Origin of the sequence: Acidipropionibacterium virtanenii (genome assembly GCF_003325455.1) — a bacterium.
Classification (GTDB): domain Bacteria; phylum Actinomycetota; class Actinomycetes; order Propionibacteriales; family Propionibacteriaceae; genus Acidipropionibacterium; species Acidipropionibacterium virtanenii.
In genome coordinates this window covers 826,596-846,817 of sequence record NZ_CP025198.1, presented here as the reverse complement: position 1 = coordinate 846,817, position 20,222 = coordinate 826,596, and the positions used below count along the sequence as shown (strand labels likewise).

The 20,222-nt window shown below is 68.9% G+C and carries 18 protein-coding genes; 15 read left to right on the top strand and 3 right to left on the bottom strand.

Translation table 11 applies throughout. The features are described 5' to 3' along the window. Positions 1 to 38: 38 nt before the first annotated feature. From JS278_RS03735 to JS278_RS03725, 3 genes are all read left to right on the top strand, one after another. Positions 39 to 1,436, top strand: a complete 1,398-nt coding sequence (locus tag JS278_RS03735) for an MFS transporter (RefSeq protein ID WP_114044025.1) — start codon at positions 39 to 41, stop codon at positions 1,434 to 1,436. A gap of 65 nt (positions 1,437 to 1,501) precedes the next feature. Then, positions 1,502 to 2,569: an LLM class flavin-dependent oxidoreductase gene (locus tag JS278_RS03730; protein WP_114044024.1), complete on the top strand. Its 1,068-nt coding sequence runs from the start codon at positions 1,502 to 1,504 to the stop codon at positions 2,567 to 2,569. 419 nt (positions 2,570 to 2,988) lie between these two features. After that, positions 2,989 to 3,519 (top strand): GNAT family N-acetyltransferase, encoded by a 531-nt coding sequence (locus tag JS278_RS03725; protein ID WP_114044023.1) that lies wholly within the window; start codon positions 2,989 to 2,991, stop codon positions 3,517 to 3,519. Here the strand turns inward: JS278_RS03725 and JS278_RS03720 are convergent. Continuing rightward, complete coding sequence (locus JS278_RS03720) at positions 3,468 to 4,004, bottom strand: ASCH domain-containing protein (protein ID WP_114044022.1); 537 nt, start codon at positions 4,002 to 4,004, stop codon at positions 3,468 to 3,470. The genes JS278_RS03725 and JS278_RS03720 overlap by 52 nt on opposite strands. A gap of 243 nt (positions 4,005 to 4,247) precedes the next feature. Continuing rightward, positions 4,248 to 5,201 carry an NADase-type glycan-binding domain-containing protein gene (locus tag JS278_RS03715; RefSeq protein WP_114044021.1) on the bottom strand — a complete coding sequence of 318 codons (954 nt, stop codon included), beginning with the start codon at positions 5,199 to 5,201 and terminating at the stop codon, positions 4,248 to 4,250. Positions 5,202 to 5,399: 198 nt separating this feature from the next. Here JS278_RS03715 and JS278_RS03710 point away from each other — a divergent pair, with 198 nt between their 5' ends. The 12 genes from JS278_RS03710 (at position 5,400) to JS278_RS03655 (ending at position 18,639) form a co-directional block, all read left to right on the top strand. Next, positions 5,400 to 6,044: a winged helix-turn-helix transcriptional regulator gene (locus JS278_RS03710; protein ID WP_114044020.1), complete on the top strand. Its 645-nt coding sequence runs from the start codon at positions 5,400 to 5,402 to the stop codon at positions 6,042 to 6,044. Positions 6,045 to 6,163: 119 nt separating this feature from the next. Continuing rightward, on the top strand, positions 6,164 to 8,284 hold the full coding sequence (locus tag JS278_RS03705) for an RNA degradosome polyphosphate kinase (protein WP_114044019.1): 2,121 nt from the start codon (positions 6,164 to 6,166) through the stop codon (positions 8,282 to 8,284). A gap of 81 nt (positions 8,285 to 8,365) precedes the next feature. After that, the gene (locus JS278_RS03700; RefSeq protein ID WP_114044018.1) at positions 8,366 to 9,274 is read left to right on the top strand and encodes an NUDIX hydrolase; all 909 of its coding nucleotides are present in this window, start codon (positions 8,366 to 8,368) and stop codon (positions 9,272 to 9,274) included. 177 nt (positions 9,275 to 9,451) lie between these two features. Next, positions 9,452 to 10,600 (top strand): phosphate ABC transporter substrate-binding protein PstS, encoded by a 1,149-nt coding sequence (pstS, locus tag JS278_RS03695; RefSeq protein WP_181833816.1) that lies wholly within the window; start codon positions 9,452 to 9,454, stop codon positions 10,598 to 10,600. Positions 10,601 to 10,614: 14 nt separating this feature from the next. Then, entirely contained in the window at positions 10,615 to 11,625 is a 1,011-nt protein-coding gene (pstC, locus tag JS278_RS03690) for a phosphate ABC transporter permease subunit PstC (protein WP_425451492.1), read from the top strand. Next, on the top strand, positions 11,622 to 12,542 hold the full coding sequence (pstA, locus tag JS278_RS03685) for a phosphate ABC transporter permease PstA (protein WP_114044016.1): 921 nt from the start codon (positions 11,622 to 11,624) through the stop codon (positions 12,540 to 12,542). Before pstC ends, pstA begins: the two co-directional genes overlap by 4 nt. 59 nt (positions 12,543 to 12,601) lie before the next feature. Further along, positions 12,602 to 13,378, top strand: coding sequence for a phosphate ABC transporter ATP-binding protein PstB (gene pstB / locus JS278_RS03680; protein ID WP_114044015.1), 777 nt, complete (start codon positions 12,602 to 12,604; stop codon positions 13,376 to 13,378). A gap of 188 nt (positions 13,379 to 13,566) precedes the next feature. Next, the gene (locus JS278_RS03675; protein WP_114044014.1) at positions 13,567 to 14,661 is read left to right on the top strand and encodes an ABC transporter substrate-binding protein; all 1,095 of its coding nucleotides are present in this window, start codon (positions 13,567 to 13,569) and stop codon (positions 14,659 to 14,661) included. A 4-nt stretch (positions 14,662 to 14,665) separates the two neighbouring features. Further along, entirely contained in the window at positions 14,666 to 15,745 is a 1,080-nt protein-coding gene (locus JS278_RS03670; RefSeq protein WP_245935189.1) for a FecCD family ABC transporter permease, read from the top strand. 13 nt (positions 15,746 to 15,758) lie between these two features. Beyond that, positions 15,759 to 16,823: a FecCD family ABC transporter permease gene (locus tag JS278_RS03665; protein WP_245935188.1), complete on the top strand. Its 1,065-nt coding sequence runs from the start codon at positions 15,759 to 15,761 to the stop codon at positions 16,821 to 16,823. Continuing rightward, positions 16,820 to 17,692 carry an ABC transporter ATP-binding protein gene (locus JS278_RS03660; RefSeq protein WP_114044012.1) on the top strand — a complete coding sequence of 291 codons (873 nt, stop codon included), beginning with the start codon at positions 16,820 to 16,822 and terminating at the stop codon, positions 17,690 to 17,692. Before JS278_RS03665 ends, JS278_RS03660 begins: the two co-directional genes overlap by 4 nt. Beyond that, positions 17,689 to 18,639 (top strand): siderophore-interacting protein, encoded by a 951-nt coding sequence (locus JS278_RS03655; RefSeq protein ID WP_114044011.1) that lies wholly within the window; start codon positions 17,689 to 17,691, stop codon positions 18,637 to 18,639. Before JS278_RS03660 ends, JS278_RS03655 begins: the two co-directional genes overlap by 4 nt. A gap of 34 nt (positions 18,640 to 18,673) precedes the next feature. On the opposite strand, the gene JS278_RS03650 is transcribed toward JS278_RS03655, so the two are convergent. After that, positions 18,674 to 20,101 (bottom strand): mycothione reductase, encoded by a 1,428-nt coding sequence (locus JS278_RS03650; RefSeq protein ID WP_114044010.1) that lies wholly within the window; start codon positions 20,099 to 20,101, stop codon positions 18,674 to 18,676. Positions 20,102 to 20,222 lie beyond the last annotated feature (121 nt).

Genomic DNA, 20,222 nt, shown 5'->3' with positions numbered 1-20,222 from the left:
GAGATCCGGCTTTCGCCGCAGCTACCGAGGAGGGCCCCGTGAAGAACTTCCATCACGTCCTGGTCAACACCCTGCTCGCGAACGTGACCACGAGCTTCCTCTGGTTCGCGCTCACCTTCTGGATCTACATCGAGACCCGATCGGTGCTGGCCACCGGAATCGTCGGCGGTGGCTATATGGCCCTGGTGGCCGTGTGCTCCTTGGCGTTCGGGGTCATCGTCGACCACAACCGCAAGAAGAAGGTCATGGTGATCGCGCAGATCATCACCTTCAGCATGTACCTCCTGGCCGCGGGCATGTGGATCGCCCTGCCCGACAGCGCCTTCCTCAGCGTCGCCTCCCCCGCCTTCTGGGCGTTCATCGTCGTGATCCTCGCGGGCAGCGTGGTGGAGAACATGCGCAATATCGCGCTGTCCACCACGGTCACCCTGCTGGTCCCCGACGGCCGGCGGGACAAGGCCAACGGTCTGGTGGGCATGGTGCAGGGCATCGCATTCATGGTGACGTCGGTGTTCTCAGGCCTGGCCATCGGGTACCTGGGCATGGGCCCCACGCTGCTGATCGCCCTGTCGGCGACAGGCGTCGCATTCGCCCATCTGGTGACCATCTCGATCCCCGAGGACCGTATCGCGACAGCGCCTCGAGCAGCCTCTGAGGCCGATGCCGCTTCTGACTGGGAGGGCGCGGCCGCCCCGGTGCCGGACGGTCTCCCGACCCTGCGGGACCGGGTGGATCTCGCCGGCTCGATCGCTGCCATCCGCTCAGTGCCCGGACTCTTCGCGCTGATCATCTTCACCTGCTTCAACAACCTGGTGGGCGGGGTCTACATGGCCCTCATGGACCCGTACGGCCTGGAGCTGATGAGCGCTCAGGCCTGGGGAGTCGTCATGGGGGTCACCAGTATCGGGTTCATCGTGGGCGGGGCGATCATCGCCAGGACGGGCCTTGGCTCGAATCCGGTCCGGACCCTGCTCGCGGTGAATATCGGCGTGGCGGCGGTGGGCGGCGTCTTCGCGATCCGGGAGTCCTGGCTGCTGTTCGCCGTGGGCATCTTCGTCTACATGTGCATGATCCCGGCCGCCGAGGCGTCCGAGCAGACGATCCTGCAGCGCGTGGTGCCCTTCGAGCGGCAGGGCCGGGTCTTCGGCTTCGCGCAGAGTCTGGAGAGCGCCGCCACCCCCGTCTCCGCCTTTCTGGTGGCGCCGGTCGCGGAGTTCGCAATCATCCCCTGGATGCGGGAAGGTTCGGGGCGGCACATGCTGGGGTGGTTGCTCGGCAGCGGCGACACCCGCGGGATCGCCCTCATGTTCCTCATCGCGGGGCTGGTCATGCTGGCCGCCGTGGCGCTGGCCTTCGTCTCGCCGCAGTACCGCAGGCTGTCGAGTCACTATGCGGGGATGCGACAGCCGGTCCCGGCGGCCAGGGGCGGGAGATGACGCGGGTCGTGCGGGGCTGAAGGCGCCTCGGGAATAATTGACACGTCAACGACCTTGATGACGGTATGAAGAGTTTCGGATTCCTCTCATTCGGCCACTACGGCCGGGGTACCGGGCCCTACGACCCGGACGCCCGCCGGGCCCTGCACGAGGCCATCGAGATCGCTCGGGGCGCCGACGAGATCGGCGTCAACGGCGCCTACTTCCGGGTGCATCACTTCGCCCGCCAGGCGGCATCCCCGATGCCGCTGCTGTCGGCGATCGCCGCCACCACCGAGCGCATCGAGGTGGGCACCGGCGTCATCGACATGCGTTACGAGAACCCGCTGTATCTGGCGGAGGAGGCCGGAGCCCTCGATCTCATCGCCGACGGACGCGTGGCACTGGGGGTCTCCCGCGGCGCCCCCGAGGCGGCCGACCGCGGGTGGGAGTCCTTCGGCTACACCGGCTCGACCGACCCGCGCGGCGCAGACATTGCGCAGGAGAAGTTCGAGACCTTCCTGCAGGCCATCCAGGGCACGCCGATGACCCGTGCGGCGGCGCAGCCCTACATGTCCGACGCCGCTCCCCATGCCCCTCTGCGCATCGAGCCGCAGTCCGAGGATCTCTTCTCCCACATCTGGTGGGGCGCAGGATCCAGGGACACGGCCGAGCGAACGGGGCGCATGGGCCTGAACCTCATGAGCTCGACCCTGCTCACCGAGGCGACCGGCGCTGCGTTCGGCGACCTCCAGGCCGAACAGATCGAGCGCTTCCGCACCGCCTACAAGGAGGCGGGCCACACCGGCAGTCCCCGCGTGTCGGTCTCGCGCAGCGTGTTCCCCATCGTCACCGAGCAGGACCGTCACCTGTTCGGCATGCGCCCCGGCGAGGACTCCGACCAGATCGGGATCATCGACAATGGGCGGGCGACATTTGGCCGCACCTACACGGATGAGCCCGACAAGCTGATCGAACAGCTGAAGGCCGACGCCGCCGTGCAGGCCGCGGACACCCTCATGCTGACCATCCCGTCCCAGGCCGGCGTGGATCTGAACCTCCACATCCTGGAGAGCTTCGCCAGGCATGTGGCACCGGAACTCGGCTGGAAGCCCAACACGGAAGGTCCCGTGCAGGGGGACCGGATCGGCTGAGCGCGACAGCACCACGCACTACGGTCCGAGCGCCAGCGCTGCCGGCACCGAGCGCTGATGGTCCTCGCGCTGATCGTGCCGGTGAGTCAGGTGATCGGCGTCGGCCCTCTCTTCGGCTGGGCATGGTCGGTCGTCTGGGACGGTTCGTTGTTCTGGCTCTGGCGTGTGCTCATGGCACTTGCGACGACGGGTGCTCCGGCTGGGTTCGGATGGTACGTCGTCCGGTGTCGCCGGACCGTTCTCCGCGTAGCTGGACGCGGGCGTTCGAGACTGGGGGAAGGGGGTCACAGCGTAGAATCGTGGACAGGAATACGACCACCATGTCGGGTTCCAGCACGAAGGGACGTCTGGCATCAAGTAGCACCGAGGTCGCGCGTCGGACGGCGCTGGCGGACCCGACGCGAAAGGACTGACGTTACGTGACCCTGACCTTCCGACGAGCAGGTGCGAGCGACACCGCCGACACACAGCAGGCGTACCGGCGGATCATCGACCACCTGGCCGAGACGGTCGATTTCCCGCATTGGCACACCGAGAACCACCCCACCCCGGAGGAGGTCGCCGGCTGGATCGAGGCCGGCGAGCTCTGCCTCGCGCTCGACGGGGACGGGAGCATCGCCGGTGTCACGGTGCTCAACCACGACGCCGTGGAGGCCTATCAGAACGCTGCATGGGCGATCGAGGCCGCGCCGCACGAGATCCTCGTCGTCCATGCCCTCGGCGTTGTCCCCGAACACCTCGGCAAGGGCGTGTCGCACTTCCTGGTGGACGCGACGCTCGACGTCGCCCGCGAGCAGGGCTGCAAGGCCGTACGGCTGGACACGTACGTGGAGAACACCCCAGCGCGCAAGCTCTACGAGCGCTACGGCTTCACCGATCTGGGCTGCCACACGGTGGCCTACGAGGGCACGGACCTGAGCCAGTTCCACCTGTTCGAGTACGTTCTCTGACCCCCTGAACCCCGCCCCGCTTCCCGAGGGCAAGCGCGCGCCGCGCGTGCGGCAGCCAGGAATGAACCCCCGTGATCGTTGGCCACGGGGTTCTCGGAATGGTTGCGCCAGAACCGTTCATGAATCTCGCGCCAGGTCGAAGGGCTGCGATCCCCCTCACCCTCGGCACGGGCATGCGCGCCTGACACCTCGCCGAACGCGACGACGTCGACCGACGTCGTTTCGATCAGGGCGCGGGGAGCGGTCCGGCCGTCGAGAATGATGCTGTACCCGCCGACGGCCGGCAGCGCATCGCCGCTGTGCTCGTAGTCCCACAGGGCTGAGGCGGTTCCGGTCTTGGTGCCGTCGAGCACCAGTTCGAGCAGCTCATCGGCCTGGTCGCGGGTTGCGCCGAACGCCCATGCATCGGGCAGTTCCTCCGGGAGCCCGGGGAGGGCCTCCCGGCAGCGGCTCCAGAACTCCTGGACCCCCGGGTTCCCAGCCATTCGGCTCAGCCTATCCGCCGTTCCCCTATCCGCGGTTCCTGATGTGAGAATCTGCTGTGCGTCCACCTTTCGCCCGCAACTCCGCGTTGGCCCTCCTGCAGAGGGGCCAACGTGGGATGACGGGACGCAAAGCACACTCACAGGAGCCCAGTGGCCGGCGACACCGACCCGCCCCTGGCGCAGGCTGCCGCCCGAGGGGGTCGGCGAGCGCCTGCGCGAGCGAAGGGGGAGTCGCTCCCCTTCTCAAGAACTCGTATACAGCTGAATCTCCGAGACGAGGATGGCGTCCCGGGTGCCTTCACCCGGCATACCCGGGGAGCTGGACGCCAGGATGGTCATGACGACCGGCCCTCGGACCACATGCGGGCTGATCTTCAGCCCCTGGACGCCCTCGTTGCCGTCGGTGAGATCCTGGGTGAACCAACTCCCGCCGGGCAGGGTCCAGCGCACCTTCAGCACCCGGCGGTACTCGTGGTACAGGTCAGTTCCGCCGGAGTTCTTCGCGTAGCCGTTGATGATGCCGACACCCACCAGTCGGGTACCCGAGGGCACCTCGAGGGTCACTCTCTGGCCGATCGCCTCGCCGTCGCACCGCCAGGCGGTGGACCGGTTCCCGTCGACAGCGTTGGCCGCCGGATAGCGAACCTGGCGACCCATCTCATCGAGTGCCGGCGCCGTGACACAGGAGGCCTCGGCACTCACTCCTGAGACGATCCTCGTCGATCCGCGCCACGGCTGGGCCTCGGTGGTCTGCGGCGCCATGATGCTGTTGCCCACCGGACTGATGTGCGATTCGGAGCTGCGAGCCTTACGCGCCAGCGATCCCAGGATGAGGCCTAGCACCAGGGCCAGGGTGAGGCCCAGGATCAGCAGCGGCCAGCGCGGGCCGCGGCGGCCGTGCCCCCGGCTGTGGGATCCCCGCCTGGGAGCGTGGCCGACGACCACGCTGGGGCCCTCGTCGTCGAGACCGCCCAGGCTGAGCCTCCCGGTGCTCTCCGGATCCAGCGTGCGGGCACCGGGATCCGTCGCCTCCTGCGAGCCGTCAGCGGTGCTGGACGATGAGGGCGAGAAGGGCCTGTGATCCGGCCCTTCCTCGGAGTCTGAACGGGCCTGATCCGCGAGTCGGTCCAGCTCCCCGGCCCCGTCCCCCTCGGGTCGCGAGGGCCGGAACCACTCGTCTGGAAGATCAGTGGGCACCCGGAGAGTCTACCGAGGTCGATGTCGCAGATCACCCCCGCCGACAATTGCTAGGCCCCGCCCACACGCCGCGATGCGGCCCCCGGACGCGTTGCGGACGATTGTCGCCATAATTGGGGGCAGATGCGACGGGCCCGGCCACTTGCACGCAGACGGCCGGCGGGTCATCCCGGCCCCGTCCGGACGAGGAGGCACACCGTGTCGAGACTGGCTCTTGTCGGGCCCGCGGGCCAACCGCTGCCCGAGGCCCTCGAACTGCTGCCGCACACCACCGACCGCTACTCCGAGGTCGCGGACTGCATCGATCACCTTGATGTGATCGACGTCGTGCTGGTGGACTGCAGGACCGAGCCGGCCAGAGCGAAGGAGGTCTGCCTCCAGGTCTCCTCCCAGACCTCCAACGCCCCGGTGGTGCTGCTGGCCTCGGCGTCGACCCTGTCCGTGGTGACCAGGGACTGGGGGGCCGACGACTTCCTCTCCGACACCGCGACCCCGCTGGAGGCCGATGCCAGGCTGCGATTCGTGGCCTCTGGCCAGGAGTCCCGGGAACTGGTCGCGGGTCCTTTCACCGTCGATGAGGAGGCCTACACGGCGACGGTGGCCGGCCAGCCGCTGGATCTCACCTACACCGAGTTCGAACTGCTGAAGTTCCTGGTGGCCCACCCCGGGCGGGTCCTCACCCGCGATGTCCTCCTGTCGGAGGTGTGGGGCTACGACTACTACGGCGGCACCCGCACGGTCGACGTCCACATCCGGCGGCTGCGCGCCAAAATAGGCCCCGAGTACGACGGTCACATCCAGACGGTCCGCTCTGTCGGATACCGATTCCAGGCCCAGCGCTGACCCTCGCTCCCGCAGCGACCGGTTCCGGTAGATTGTGCTCCGTAGCCGAGAGTGGCCGGTGCCGCATCCGGTGGATTGTCGGCCCGCCTCTCCCGATCGCCATGTTGAGGAGCAGCCAGATGGAGAAGAAGTCGACGTCAGTCCCAGGTCTCTCGCCCGTCGGGGAGAGTGAGGTGGCCGACCTTCCGGCGGACCGCTTCTCCGACCGCGAGTTGTCCTGGCTGGCGTTCAACGACCGGGTCCTGGACCTGGCCCGGGACTCCGAGCGGATCCCGCTGCTGGAGCGGGCCAACTTCCTGGCCATATTCTCGAGCAATCTCGACGAGTTCTTCATGGTGCGGGTGGCCGGTCTCAAGCGCCGGATCGCGGCCGGGGTGGCCGTGCCCACCGTCACCGGCCAGATGCCCCGGGACCTCCATGAGGCGATCCTCGACCGCACCCACCAGCTGGTGGCCGATCAGTCGAAGGTCTTCGCCGACGTCGTCCGCCCCCAGCTCGCAGAGGAGGGCATCCACATCCTCGCCTGGTCCGAGCTCGACGACGAGGAGAAGGACCGGATGCGCACCCTCTTCTCCGAGCGGGTCTTCCCGGTGCTCACCCCGCTGGCCGTCGACCCCTCGCACCCCTTCCCCTACATCCGCGGCCTCTCGATCAACCTGGCGGTGATGCTGCGCAACCCGGTGACCGGCGCCGACCAGTTCGCCCGCGTCAAGGTGCCCTCGGTGCTGCCCCGCTTCTTCCACCTGGGTCACGGCCGCTTCGTGCCCCTCGAGGAGATCATCAGCCGTCATCTCGATCAGCTGTTCACCGGCATGCATGTGCTGCAGCACACCACCTTCCGCGTCACCCGCAACGAGGACGTCGAGGTGGAGGAGGACGACGCCGAGAACCTGCTGTTCTCCCTGGAGAAGGAACTGCTGCGCCGAGAGGTGGGCCGTCCACCGGTCCGCCTGGAGGTGCAGAGCGACATCCAGGACGACATGCTCGAGCTGCTCACCCGAGAACTGGGGGTCAGCGAGTCCGAGGTCTTCCGGCTGCCCGCGCCGCTGGATCTCACCGGCCTGTTCTCCCTGGCCAAGGTGGATCGCGACGACCTGAAGTACCCGAACTTCCTGCCGATCACCCACCCCCACCTGGCAGAGGTCGAGACGGCCCGGCCGGCCAACATCTTCAAGGCGATCCGTCGCCGCGACGTGCTGGTGCATCACCCCTACGACTCCTTCGCCACCAGCGTCCAGCGGTTCATCGAGCAGGCGGCCGCCGACCCGAAGGTGCTGGCGATCAAGCAGACCCTCTACCGCACCTCCGGTGACTCCCCCATCGTCGACGCCCTGGTCGACGCCGCCCAGGCCGGCAAGCAGGTGCTCGCCGTCGTCGAGATCAAGGCCCGTTTCGACGAGCAGGCCAATATCGCCTGGGCGCGGGTGCTGGAGCAGGCCGGCGTCCACGTCGTCTACGGGATGGTGGGCCTGAAGACCCACTGCAAACTGTCCCTGGCGATCCGCGACGAGGGCGAGGGGTTGCGCCGCTACGCCCACATCGGCACCGGAAACTACAACCCGAAGACGGCCCGCCAGTACGAGGATCTGGGTCTGCTGACCTGCAACCCGATCATCACCGACGACGTCGCCCGGCTGTTCAACCACCTGTCGGGGATGACCGCCGAGAAGCGGTACCGGCGGCTGCTGGTGGCCCCCGAGGGGATCCGCACCGGGATCATCGACGCCATCGAGAATGAGATCGCGCACCAGGAGGCCGGTCGCCCTGCCGGGGTCAAGATCAAGGTGAACTCGATCGTCGACGAGCGAGTCATCGACGCCCTCTACCGAGCCTCGCGAGCCGGGGTGCCGGTGGACCTGTGGGTGCGCGGCATCTGCTCGATCCGCCCCGGGGTGCCCGGGCTGAGCGAGAACATCCGGGTGCGCTCGATCCTGGGCCGCTTCCTGGAGCACTCGCGGGTCTTCTGGTTCGCCAACGGCGGCAGTCCCACGGTGGCGATCGGCTCGGCCGACCTCATGCACCGCAACCTGGACCGCCGCGTCGAGGTGCTGGTGAGCCTCACCAACAAGGATCACATCGCCGAGATCGAGGGGCTCTTCGCGCTGGCCTTCGACCCGGGCACCATCTCGTGGCAGTTGCACGACCGCGCGTGGGAGCAGGTCTCCCGCGACGCCGACGGCGACGTCCTGGCCGACCTGCAGGAGGTCCTCATCGGCCGCACCAGGGAACGACGCAAGTGAGGCGCCCGAGATGAGCGACACTCGCAGCACGGGCACGCCGGTCGTGCGCCCCCGCACCCCTGGCCCCGGACCGGTGCACTGATGAGCAGGCGCAGGGGGCCGATCATGGCGGCCGGAGCGGTCGTGCTGAGGGACGGACCGAACGGCCCGCAGGTACTGACCGTCCACCGCCCCCGCTACGACGACATCAGCCTCCCGAAGGGCCACCTGGAATCCGGCGAGGACGCGCCGGTCGCGGCCGTGCGGGAGGTTCTGGAGGAGACCGGGGTCAAGGTGAGGCTGACTGCCGGACTCCAGCCGATCGAGTACGACGTACCGCACAAGGGCGGCAAGATGGTCCAGTGGTGGCGGGCGAGGGTGTGCGCCGCCGAGGCGGGCGAGATCGACCGCTCGGAGGTCGACGAGGTGCTGTGGCTCGACGTCGGGCAGGCCCGGGAACGGCTGAGCTACCACACCGACGTCCAGGTGCTCGAGGAGGCTCTGGAGATCCCGCCGACGATGACGATCCTCATGGTGCGCCACGCCAAGGCGGTCAGCCGCAAGGAGTGGGGATCCAAGAAGGGCAACGCCGACGACACGAAGCGGCCCCTCGACCGGCGGGGGCATCGGCAGGCCAAGGCGCTGCGCACGCTGCTGGACGCCTACGGCGTCACGCGCCTGGTGAGTTCCCCGTCGAAGAGGTGCATGCAGACCCTGCAGCCCTTCGCGAAAGACTCCGACATCGAGATCACCGAGTGCCCGGAATTCACCGAGGAGACCTTCGAGGCCCATCACAAGGCGCCGAAGCGGGCCATGAAGAAGCTGGTGGCCGAGGCCCTCGACGATCCCGACTCCCCGCTGGCGATCTGCGGCCACCGCCCGGTGCTGCCCAGCATGGGCGACGTGGTGCACTCGGGCAACCATCCGATGTCGACCGCCGAGTGCCTCATCGTCCACCTCGACCACAAGGGGCGCGCGGTGCGCCAGGAGTGGCATCGGCCCTCGGTCTGAGAGACCCGGACACTCGCCGCTGACAGTTCACCCGCCGTTCATCCGGAGTGGGGCGGGGCGACATGTGATCCTCCTAGCGTGAGCCGCGTACGAGGTTCCGGGGGGGCCGCGGCGCCGGACGGCGTCGCGGGGACTGCCCGGGCCTCCTCGCCACAGTCCCTACCTCGAGGATTCCCTGTGAAGACCACGCGTCTCGCCACGCTCACCACCGTCGCCCTGCTGGGCGCCCTCGGCCTGTCGGCCTGCGGCTCATCGGAGACCGGCTCGTCCGCATCGACCGCCGCCTCCACCGCGAAGGCCACCAGCACCGTGGCCGCGGCCGCACCGAGCCCCACCGACTACACGCCCACCTGCCCGGGCGGCACCATCAACGGCGGCGGGTCCTCGGCCCAGGCCAATGCGATCACCCAGGTGATCAACGACTACAAGAAGGCCTGCGGATCCAGCAAGGTCAACTACTCGATCACCGGTTCGGGAGCCGGGGTCTCGGCCTTCCTCGGCAAGCAGATCGACTGGGCCGGATCCGACTCGGCGCTGTCCGCCGACAAGGGCGAGATCTCCAAGGCGGCCCAGCGCTGCTCGGCCAGCGAGGCCTGGCACCTGCCGATGGCCGCCGGTCCGATCGCCGTCGTGGTGAACCTGGACGGCGTCAAGGAGCTCAACCTCAGCTCCCAGACTCTGGCCGGCATCTTCTCCGGCGAGATCCTGAAGTGGAACGACGCCGCCATCAAGAAGGAGAACCCGTCGGCGAAGCTGCCCTCCACCGATATCTCGGTCTTCTACCGCTCCGACGAGTCGGGGACCACCGACAACTTCACCAACTACCTCAACAAGGCCGCCGGCGACGTGTGGACCGAGAAGCACTCCAAGCAGTGGAAGGGCACCGGAAAGGGCGCCGACAAGTCCGCCGGCGTCGCCCAGGCGGTCAAGTCCACCAAGAACTCCATCTCCTACGTCGAGTGGAGCTACGCCGAGAAGAACGACCTCACGACCGTCGCCATCGACAACGGCAACGGACCGGTCAAGCTGTCGGGAGAGTCCGCGGGCAAGGCCGTCTCGGCCGCAAAGAGCGCCGGCGCCGGGAACAATCTGCAACTCGAGATGCAGTACAAGGACACCCCCGCAGGCGTGTACCCCGCGGTTCTGGTGACCTACGAGATCGTCTGCTCCAAGGGTCTGGACGCGCAGAAGACGGCCCTGCTGAAGGATTTCATGAGCTTCTACGCCTCCGACGCGGAGCAGAAGGCCATCACCGCCGCCGGCTACGCCCCGCTGCCCGGTGAGGTCGCCGGCAAGGTGATCGCCGCCGCCCAGGCCATCGCCTGATATCCATGGCCGACATCCGTTCGACCACCCGACCGGCGCAGCCTGAGGGCTCGCCGGCACCGGCGTCCCGTCTCAAGCCGCCGTCGCGGGTCGGCGACCGGATCTTCTCCGGTCTGTCGGCCGGCATCGCGATCGCCCTGGCCGTCCTGGTGCTGGTGATCCTGATCTTCCTGATCAAGGCCGCCCTGCCCGCGCTGAGCGACGACGACGCGAACTTCTTCACCACCCGCACCTGGTCCACCGACTCCTCGCCCCTGGAGTTCGGTATCGCCGCGATGGCCTGGACCACGGTGATCTCCTCGATCATCGCACTCGTCATCGCCGTCCCCCTGGCCATCGGCATCGCCCTGTTCATCACCCAGATGGCACCGAGGCGACTGGCGGGGCCGGTGGCCTTCGTCATCGACCTGCTGGCCGCCGTCCCCTCGATCATCTTCGGTCTGTGGGGCGGCATCGTCCTCGGCTCGTCCGGGGTGATCGTGTGGATCCGCGAGGTCCTCATCGATCTGCTGGGGTGGATCCCGATCTTCAAGGCGACCCCGTCGTGGACCGATCCCACCGGCACGGTCTTCCTGGCATCGGTGGTGCTGGCGATCATGATCCTGCCGATCATCACCGCGACCAGTCGCGATGTGATGGCCCAGACCCCGCGCGACCAGATCGAGGCGGCGCAGGCCCTGGGAGCGACGCGCTGGGAGGTGATCCGCACCGCCGTGCTGCCGCACTCGCGCTCCGGCATCATCTCCGGGTCGATGCTCGGCCTGGGGCGCGCTCTCGGCGAGACCCTGGCGGTCACCCTGATCCTGCAGCAGGTGAGCCAGATGCAGCTGCGCAAGGCCTTCAACCCGTCGATCTTCACCGGCGGCGACACCTTCGCCTCGAAGATCGCCCGGGACTTCTCCGAGGCGATCAATGATCCCGGGGCCCTCGGCGCCCTGGTGGCCTCGGCGCTGAGCCTGTTCATCATCACCTTCATCGTCAATGCGGCGGCCCGGGCCATCGCCGGGAGAGGGGTCCGCAGATGACCGCCACGGATCTGATCTCCGGACAAACCACCGACGAGCCGGCGTCCGACCTAGACCTCACCCGGCCCTCCGGTTCGAGGACCGCCCGCAACGGACTCGCCTCCGTCTTCATGGTGACCGCCACCCTGCTGGCCGTCATCCCGCTGGTGTGGGTGCTGTGGTCGGCCATCAGCAGGGGCATCGGGTCGCTGCTGCGCACCGCGTGGTGGACCGACGCCATGGATGCCGCCGACCAGGCGAAGTGGGGGGCCCTGCACGCCATCATCGGCACCGTGGAGATCGGCCTCATCACAGCTGTCATCTCGGTGCCGATCGCACTGCTCACCGCCATCTACCTGGTGGAGTACGCCCGGGGGCGGAAGATCGCCAGGGTGATCAGCTTCGCCGTGGACGTGCTCTCCGGGGTGCCCTCCATCGTCGCGGCGCTGTTCGTCTTCGCCCTGGTCATCACCACCCTGGGAGGGCGCCAGTCGGCCTGGGCGGCGTCCGCGTCCCTGGTGATCCTCATGGTGCCGACCGTGCTGCGCTCCACCGAGGAGATGCTCAAGCTGGTGCCGGACTCGCTGCGGGAGGCGTCCTTCGCACTGGGCGTCCCGAAGTGGCGGACGATCATCTCGGTGGTGCTGCCGACGTCGGTCTCGGGCATCATCACCGGCATCGTGCTGGGCCTGGCCCGGGTGATGGGAGAGACGGCTCCGCTGATCGTGCTGCTGCAGTTCAACCAGTACATCACCCTGAATCCGGGTTCCCCGACCTTCGCGACGCTGCCCACGATCATCTCGAACGCCTACACCCAGGGATCGGCCGACACCCCCACCGTGTGGGGAGCGGCCCTGACCCTGATCATCCTGGTGATGGGGCTGAACCTGATCGCCAAGGCCGTGTCCCGCCGATTCATCCGCCGGATGGGCCGATGATCACGGCGTCCGGCCTCGGCGTTCCCGCAATGACAAGAATGACGGAAGTGAACTGAGCAATGGCCAAGCGCATCGAGGTCGAGGACCTCAACATCTACTACGGCGACTTCCACGCCGTGGAGTCGGTGAGCCTCACCGTCCAGCCCCGCACCGTCACCGCCTTCATCGGCCCCTCGGGCTGCGGCAAGTCGACTGTGCTGCGCACCCTCAACCGGATGCACGAGGTGATCCCCGGCGCCCACTGCAACGGATCGGTGCAGCTGGACGGGGTGGACCTCTACGGCAAGGGGGTGGATCCGGTGGCGGTGCGCCGCAACGTCGGCATGGTCTTCCAGCGCGCCAACCCCTTCCCGGCGATGTCCATCCGCGACAACGTGGTGGCCGGGCTGAGGCTCAACGGCGTCAAGAACAGGAAGACCCTGGACCAGGTGTGCGAGCGCTCGCTGCGGGCCGCCAACCTGTGGGAGGAGGTCAAGGACCGGCTGGAGCGCTCCGGAGCCTCCCTGTCGGGCGGCCAGCAGCAGCGACTGTGCATCGCCCGGGCCATCGCGGTGCAGCCGGAGGTGCTGCTGATGGACGAGCCCTGCTCGGCCCTGGACCCGATCTCCACGCTGGCCATCGAGGATCTCATCAACGACCTCAAGGAGCAGTTCACCGTCGTCATCGTCACCCACAACATGCAGCAGGCGGCCCGGGTCTCCGACCAGACGGCCTTCTTCAACCTCAAGGCCCAGGGGGAGCCGGGCCATCTGGTGGAGATCGACTCCACCGAGCAGATCTTCTCGAATCCTTCCGAGAAGGCCACCGAGGACTACATCTCCGGCCGCTTCGGGTGATCTCCCGCTTCAGGGATCCTCCTCGACGGCAGGAAGAACTGTCGACGCGCGGGCTCGAGCCAGCATCTGGAATAAGCCCTAGCCAGAAATTGATTTCTGAAGTTAGGACAGGCTAACCTCTCTTGGGTGCCGTGTGAGCCGTCGAACCCTCGCCGTGCCCAGAGCACCCGACGAGAGGAGTCACGTCCGTGACCGATACACCCCGTTTCCTCACCCGTGCAGTGAGCCGACGCGGCATCTTCTCCGCAGCGGCGGGCACAGCCGCGGTCCTCGGCCTGTCGGCATGCGGTGCCGGCTCATCGTCCTCGGGCGCCTCGTCCTCCGGTTCGTCGGTCGCAGGATCGTCGGCGCCCAAGGCCACCGACTCCTTCCCGGTCAGCATCAAGCACGCCTGGGGCACCACGACGATCGACTCGGCACCGAGCCGGGTCGCGACCTCGGGGTGGAGCGGGGAGGACGCCGTGCTGGCCCTGGGCGTCATGCCGGTCGGGATGCCCAAGGCCAACTACGGCGTCGTCGACAAGAACGGGATGCTCGCCTGGACCGCCAAGGCGGCCGCCGCACTCGGCGGCACCCTGCCCAAGACCTACGACGAGACCGACTCGCTGGACACGGAGGCCATCGCCGACACCGAGCCCGACCTCATCCTCGGCATCTCCTCGGGCATCACCAAGCAGCAGTACACGACTCTCTCGGAGATCGCCCCGACGGTTCCCTACACCTCGAAGATCGCCTGGGGCGCCACCTGGCGCGACGTGATGCGCGATACCGCCAAGGCGATGGGTCGCAGCGCCGACGGCACGAAGGTCATCGCCGACTGCGAGAAGAAGATGGCCGCCGCCGTCGCGGCCCACAAGGGCCTGAAGGGCCGCACAGCCGCCGTGATGTACTTCGACCCCAAGAAGCTGTCGACCATCGGCATCTACACCGCCGGCGACGCCCGGCCCCAGTACCTGGCCGATCTCGGCCTGCCGATCGCCGACTCGGTGACCCGGCAGTCGAAGGGCACCACCTCCTTCTACAGGGACATCTCCGCCGAGAACGCCGACGTCTTCTCCGACGTCGACATCATCGTCTGCTACGGGGACCCGAAGACCCTGCTGCCGACCCTCCAGAAGGATCCGCTGCTGTCGAAGATCACCGCCGTCAAGCGGGGCTCGGTGGCCGTCATCCAGGACAACTCGGAGCTCGCCTCGGCGGTCTCCCCCTCGGTGCTGTCCATCCCGGATCAGGTCGGCGCCTACACCAAGGCTCTGGCCGAGGCCGCGGCGAAGATCGGCTGACGCCGTGACCCCGACGGCGCAGCCAGGCTCGGTCGCCCTGTCGGGCCGGCCGGACCTGACAGGCTCGTCGGTCGGCTCCACCGGCACGCCCGGCCGGGTGCGCCGGTGGGGGCTGGTGCTCGCCGTCCTCGCCCTGCTCGCCGCGTGCGCGGCGTCAGTGGGGATCGGCTCGCGCACCGTGGCCCCGGCTCAGATCTGGCAGGCCCTCACGGACCCGTCGGTGAGCACCATCGCGGCCGAGGCGGTCCGCTCCCGCATCCCCCGGACCGTCCTGGGGCTGCTGGTGGGCTCCTCCCTGGCCGTCTCGGGAGCACTGATGCAGGGCATCACCCGCAACCCGCTGGCCGATCCCGGGATACTCGGCGTCAACGCCGGCGCCGCGGCGTTCATCGTGATCGGGATGGCCTACATCGGACTGGACTCCGCCTCCCAGTACATCTGGCTGGCGGTCGCCGGAGCAGCACTGGCCGCGGCGGCCGTGTGGGCCGTCGGATCGGGAGGACGCGGACGGCCCACCCCGCTGCGCCTGGCCCTGGCCGGGGCGGTGCTGGCCGCCGTCCTCACCAGCATCACCCAGGCGGTGCTGCTGCCCCGCGCCCAGCTGCTGCAGTCCTTCCGCACCTGGCAGGCCGGCGGCATCGAGGGGGCCCGCTTCGACCAGATGACCGGGGTGCTGCCCTTCTTCCTGGTCGGCGCGGTGCTGGTGATCCTGTCGGGCCGGGCCCTGAACTCCCTGGCCCTGGGCGACGAGCTGGCCCGGGGGCTGGGCGTCAACGTCGGACGCACCCGGCTGCTGGTGGCCTCGGCGGCCGTGCTCCTGGCGGCCGCCTCCACGGCCCTGGCGGGACCGATCGGGTTCGTGGGACTCATCGTGCCGCACGCGGTGCGCGCACTCGTCGGTGCCGACAACAGATGGGTGCTGGCCTGGTCGGTGATCGTCGGCCCCCTCCTGCTGCTGCTGGCCGACGTCGTGGGCCGGATCGTCACCCGCCCCACAGACATCCAGGTCGGCATCGTGATGGCGGTCGTCGGTGCGCCGGTGTTCATCGCCCTGGTGCGCAACCGCAGATTCGCGGAGCTGTGAGATGGGAGGACCGATGACCATTGATTCCGCCCGGGTCGCCTCACCCGCCGGCCCGGGAACGGCCGATCTGGTGCGCCGGCGCCGGCTGGCCGGCCGGCGCCGCAAGCTGATCGTCGTCGCCGTCCTGGCGATCCTCGTCGCGGCGCTGTTCCTCACCGCCCTGTGCTTCGGCGAACGGATCTACTCCCCCGCCCAGGTGCTTCACGTGATCCAGGGGGAGCACGTGCCGGGCGCCTGGTTCACGGTGGGCCGGCTGCGCCTGCCCCGGGCCACCACCGCGATTCTCGCCGGAGCCGCGTTCGGCCTGGCCGGGGCCAGCTTCCAGATCCTGCTGCGCAACACCCTGGCCTCCCCCGACATCATCGGCATCACCGCCGGCGCCAACACGGCCGCGGTGGCCGGCATCATCGTGCTGGGCCTGTCGGGGGCGGCGCTGGCCGCGACGGCGGTGACCGGCGGGCTGCTGACCGCCCTGGCGATCGCCCTGCTGGCCTGGCAGGGCCGCGGGGCCACAGGCCGTCTCATCCTCATCGGCATCGCGGTGAGCTCGATGCTCGACGCCGTGACCATGTGGATCATGGTGCGCGCCGACCAGTGGGACATCCAGGCCGCCAGCCGCTGGCTCACCGGAAGCCTCAACGGATCCACCTGGATCGGCCTGGTCCCGCTGCTCATCGGCCTGGCCGTCGGGGTCCCCGCGATCGCCGTGCTGTCGCGCCACCTGGACACCCTGCGGCTGGGGGACGACACCGCCACCGGCCTGGGCGTCCACGTCCAGGCGACCCGGGTGGCGATCATGCTGGTCGCCGTCGTGGCGCTGGCCACCGCCACCGCGACCACCGGGCCGATCGCCTTCGTCAGCCTGCTGTGCGGGCCGATCGCCGCCAATCTCATCGGCGCGGGCCGCTCGCCGCTGCTGCCCGCCGCCCTGGTCGGATCGGTGATGGTGCTCGCCTCCGACCTCATCGCCCAGCACCTGCTGGCGCACAGCTACCCCGTCGGCGTCGTCACCGGCATCGTCGGCGGGATCTACCTCATCATCCTCATCGTGCGAATGACCCGGAAGGAGCCGGCATGACCGATCACACATTCTCTGCACAGGGGGTGGCCGTCGGATACGGCGATCGCAGCGTCATCGAGGCCCTCGACCTCACCGTCCCCGATCACGGTATCGGGGCCATCATCGGCCCGAACGGCTGCGGCAAGTCGACCCTGCTGCGCACCTTGTCGAGACTGCTGAGGCCCAGCGCGGGATCGGTGCTGCTCGACGGGCAGGCCATCAGCTCCCTGCCCACCCGCAAGGTGGCCCGACTCCTCGGGCTGCTGCCGCAATCGCCCACCTGCCCCGAGGGCATCGCGGTGGCCGATCTCGTCTCCCGGGGACGCGCCCCCCACCGCGGCGCCTTCGCACGCTGGAGCGCCGCCGACGACCGGGCCGTCGCCGACGCGCTGGATCAGACCGGCACCGCCGAGCTGGCTCACCGCCCGGTCGACGAGCTGTCGGGCGGGCAGCGGCAGCGGGTGTGGATCGCCATGGCGCTGGCCCAGCAGACCGACCTGCTGCTCCTCGACGAGCCGACCACCTACCTGGACCTCACCTTCCAGATCGACGTCCTCGAACTGCTCGGCCGCCTCAACCGGGACCGCGGCACCACCGTGGTGATGGTGCTTCACGACATCAACATGGCGGCACGCTACTGCGACTGGCTGGTGGCCATGCGCGACGGATCGGTGCGCTCCCAGGGAGCGCCCTGCGAGGTGGTCACCGAGCCTGTGCTGCGAGAGGTCTTCGACCTGGAGACGCGGATCCTCACCGATCCGGTCAACGGCTCCCCCGTCGTCGTGCCCCTGGGACGCGCCGAGAACACCGTGCGCACTGCGGGCACTGCGGACGCCGACCACGACGTCCGCTCCGAGGACCCGTCCCGCGCCGAGGAGGCCGCATGACCACCGATCCGCGCCCGGTCGCCGCCAAGGGGGCCCGGCCCTTCCGGGTGCAGGTGGCGGACAAGCAGACCCTCAGCCCCCATTTCCGGCGCCTGGTCTTCACCGGGGAGGATCTCGACATCTTCGGCACCGACGGGCTGGACCAGCGGATCAAGCTGCTCTTCGCCAACCGGGACGGCGGCTGGATCGACCTGGGTCTCGACGACCCGGTCGAGCTGGCCTCCGGCGACTGGTATCCGCGCTGGCTGGAGGCCGATGACGACCGGCGCAACCCGATCCGCACCTACACCGTGCGCGCCATCGATCCGGTGGCCCGTGAACTCACTGTCGACTTCGCCGTGCATGACGGCGCCGGGCCCGGGGGCTCATTCCCGGACCGGGCCCTGATCGGCGAGGAACTGGTGATCGTCGGACCCGACTCCCGTTCCCCGCTGCACGGGCTGGGCATCGACTTCCACCCCGGCCGGGCACGGAACCTGCTGCTGGCCGGTGACGAGACGGCCGTCCCGGCGATCTGCTCGATCCTGGAGTCGCTGTCCTCGGACCCCGGGCCCGACGGCGGCTGGAACGTCCACGCGTTCATGGAGGTGCCCTCCGAGGCTGACCGGCTGTCCCTGGACTCCTGCGAGGGCATCCACACCCACTGGATGGCCCGCCAGGGGCAGGTGGGCGCCCGGCTCGTCGAGGAGATCGGCTCCTTCGCCTCCGGCAACCCCGAATTCATGCCCCTGGGGCACGAGACCGGCCCCCTGGCCGACGTCGACGTCGACCACGAGCTGTTGTGGGAGGCCCCGCAGGCCGATCCGGGAGCCGACTTCTACGCGTGGATCGCCGGGGAGGCCGCCGCTGTGAGAACGCTGCGGCGGCTGCTGGTGGCCGAACACGGCGTGGACCGGTCGCGGATCGCCTTCATGGGCTACTGGCGGTCCGGCCGGGCCGAGAACTGATCACCGGCATCCCGGGAGCCGCCCGGACCGGGGTTCAGACGCGGTCCATCTCCCGCGCCAGGCCCAGCAGGGCGTTCTCCACGACCTCGGGCAGCGCGGGATGGATCCAGTACTGGCCCCTGGCCACGTCATCGACCCGCTGCCCGAAGCTCATGGCCTGGATGGGCACCTGAATGAGGGTGGCGGCCTGGGGGCCGATGATGTGGGCGCCGAGCAGGGTGCGGGAGGCAGGATCCCCGAGCAGCTTGACGAAATGGCCGGAATCCTCCATCGCCCACCCGTAGGCGACGTCGGAGTACTGCTGGGTGAAGGCGACATAGGGGGTCTCGGACTGGCGCAGCCTCTGCTCGGTGGCTCCCACCGAGGCCACCTGAGGGTTGGAGAAGACAGCGTGGGGCACGAACCGATGGTCGGAGCTGATGAGTCCATCCGGATTGAGCAGGTTGTGACGCACCACCCGGGCCTCGGCATTGGCGACGTGCTTGAGAAGCCCCGGGAAGCAGATGTCGCCGAGCGCCCAGATATGAGGGACGCTGGTGCGCTGGTGCTCGTCGACGACCACGAAATCGTTGTCATCGGTCTCCACCCCGGCGGCCGGCAGGTTGAGCCGGTCGGAGTTGGGGATGCGGCCGGTGGCGTTGAGGACGACGTCGGCCGGGTACATGTAGTCGACGCCGTAGGGATCGACGGTGACCACGACGAGGTGGCCCCCGGCGTCCTCCTCGATCGCCACGAGATCCTCCGACATCCGCAGCGACGCCCGCCAGGCCAGCTCCTCGGTGAAGCTCTTGGAGATGTCGATGTCCTCGCGCCGCAGCATCCGCCCGGACCGGTTGACGACGGTGACCTTGGATCCCAGGGCGGAGAAGATGTGGGCGAACTCGGCGGCGATGAAGCCGCCTCCGAGGATGACGATCCGCTCGGGCAGCTCGTCGATCCGCATGATCGTGTCCGAGGTGTGGATGCGGTGCGACCAGCGCGGATCGTCGATACCGAGCAGCTCGGGCACCCTGGGCCGCGAGCCGGCGGCCAGCACGATCTGGTCGGCGGTGATCCGGCGCCGCCCCACCAGAAGGGTATGCGGATCGACGAAACTCGCCTCCTCGGTGAACACCGTGGTGTTGGCCAGGCCCTGACGGAATGCCAGCTCCTCTGCGCTGATCGGATCGATCCGGGAGAAGATCCGGTCGCGGATCGCCGTGAAGGAGGCTCCCTCGAAGTCCAGATCGACGCCGACCCTCCCGGCGTCGCCGACGGAGGCGGCCAGATCGGCCGGGAGGACGAACATCTTGGAGGGGATGCAGCCGCGGTTCAGACAGGTGCCCGCGAAGGTCCCGGAGTCGACGATGGCGACCTTGAGATCGGCGAACTCCTTGCCGAGGACGGTGTTGCCCGAGCCCGACCCGATGACGACGACGTCGAAGTGCTCGGCTGACGGGCTGCTGCGATCCTCACTGGCCATGGTGCGATTCTTCCATGCCGAGCCCACCGATGGGGCAGGCGAGCCCTGGCGAGCGCAGGGGGGTCGTCCCCCCTGTTGATAACACGTGAGCTATGTCACTAACGTCAGCGGAGCACGGCCC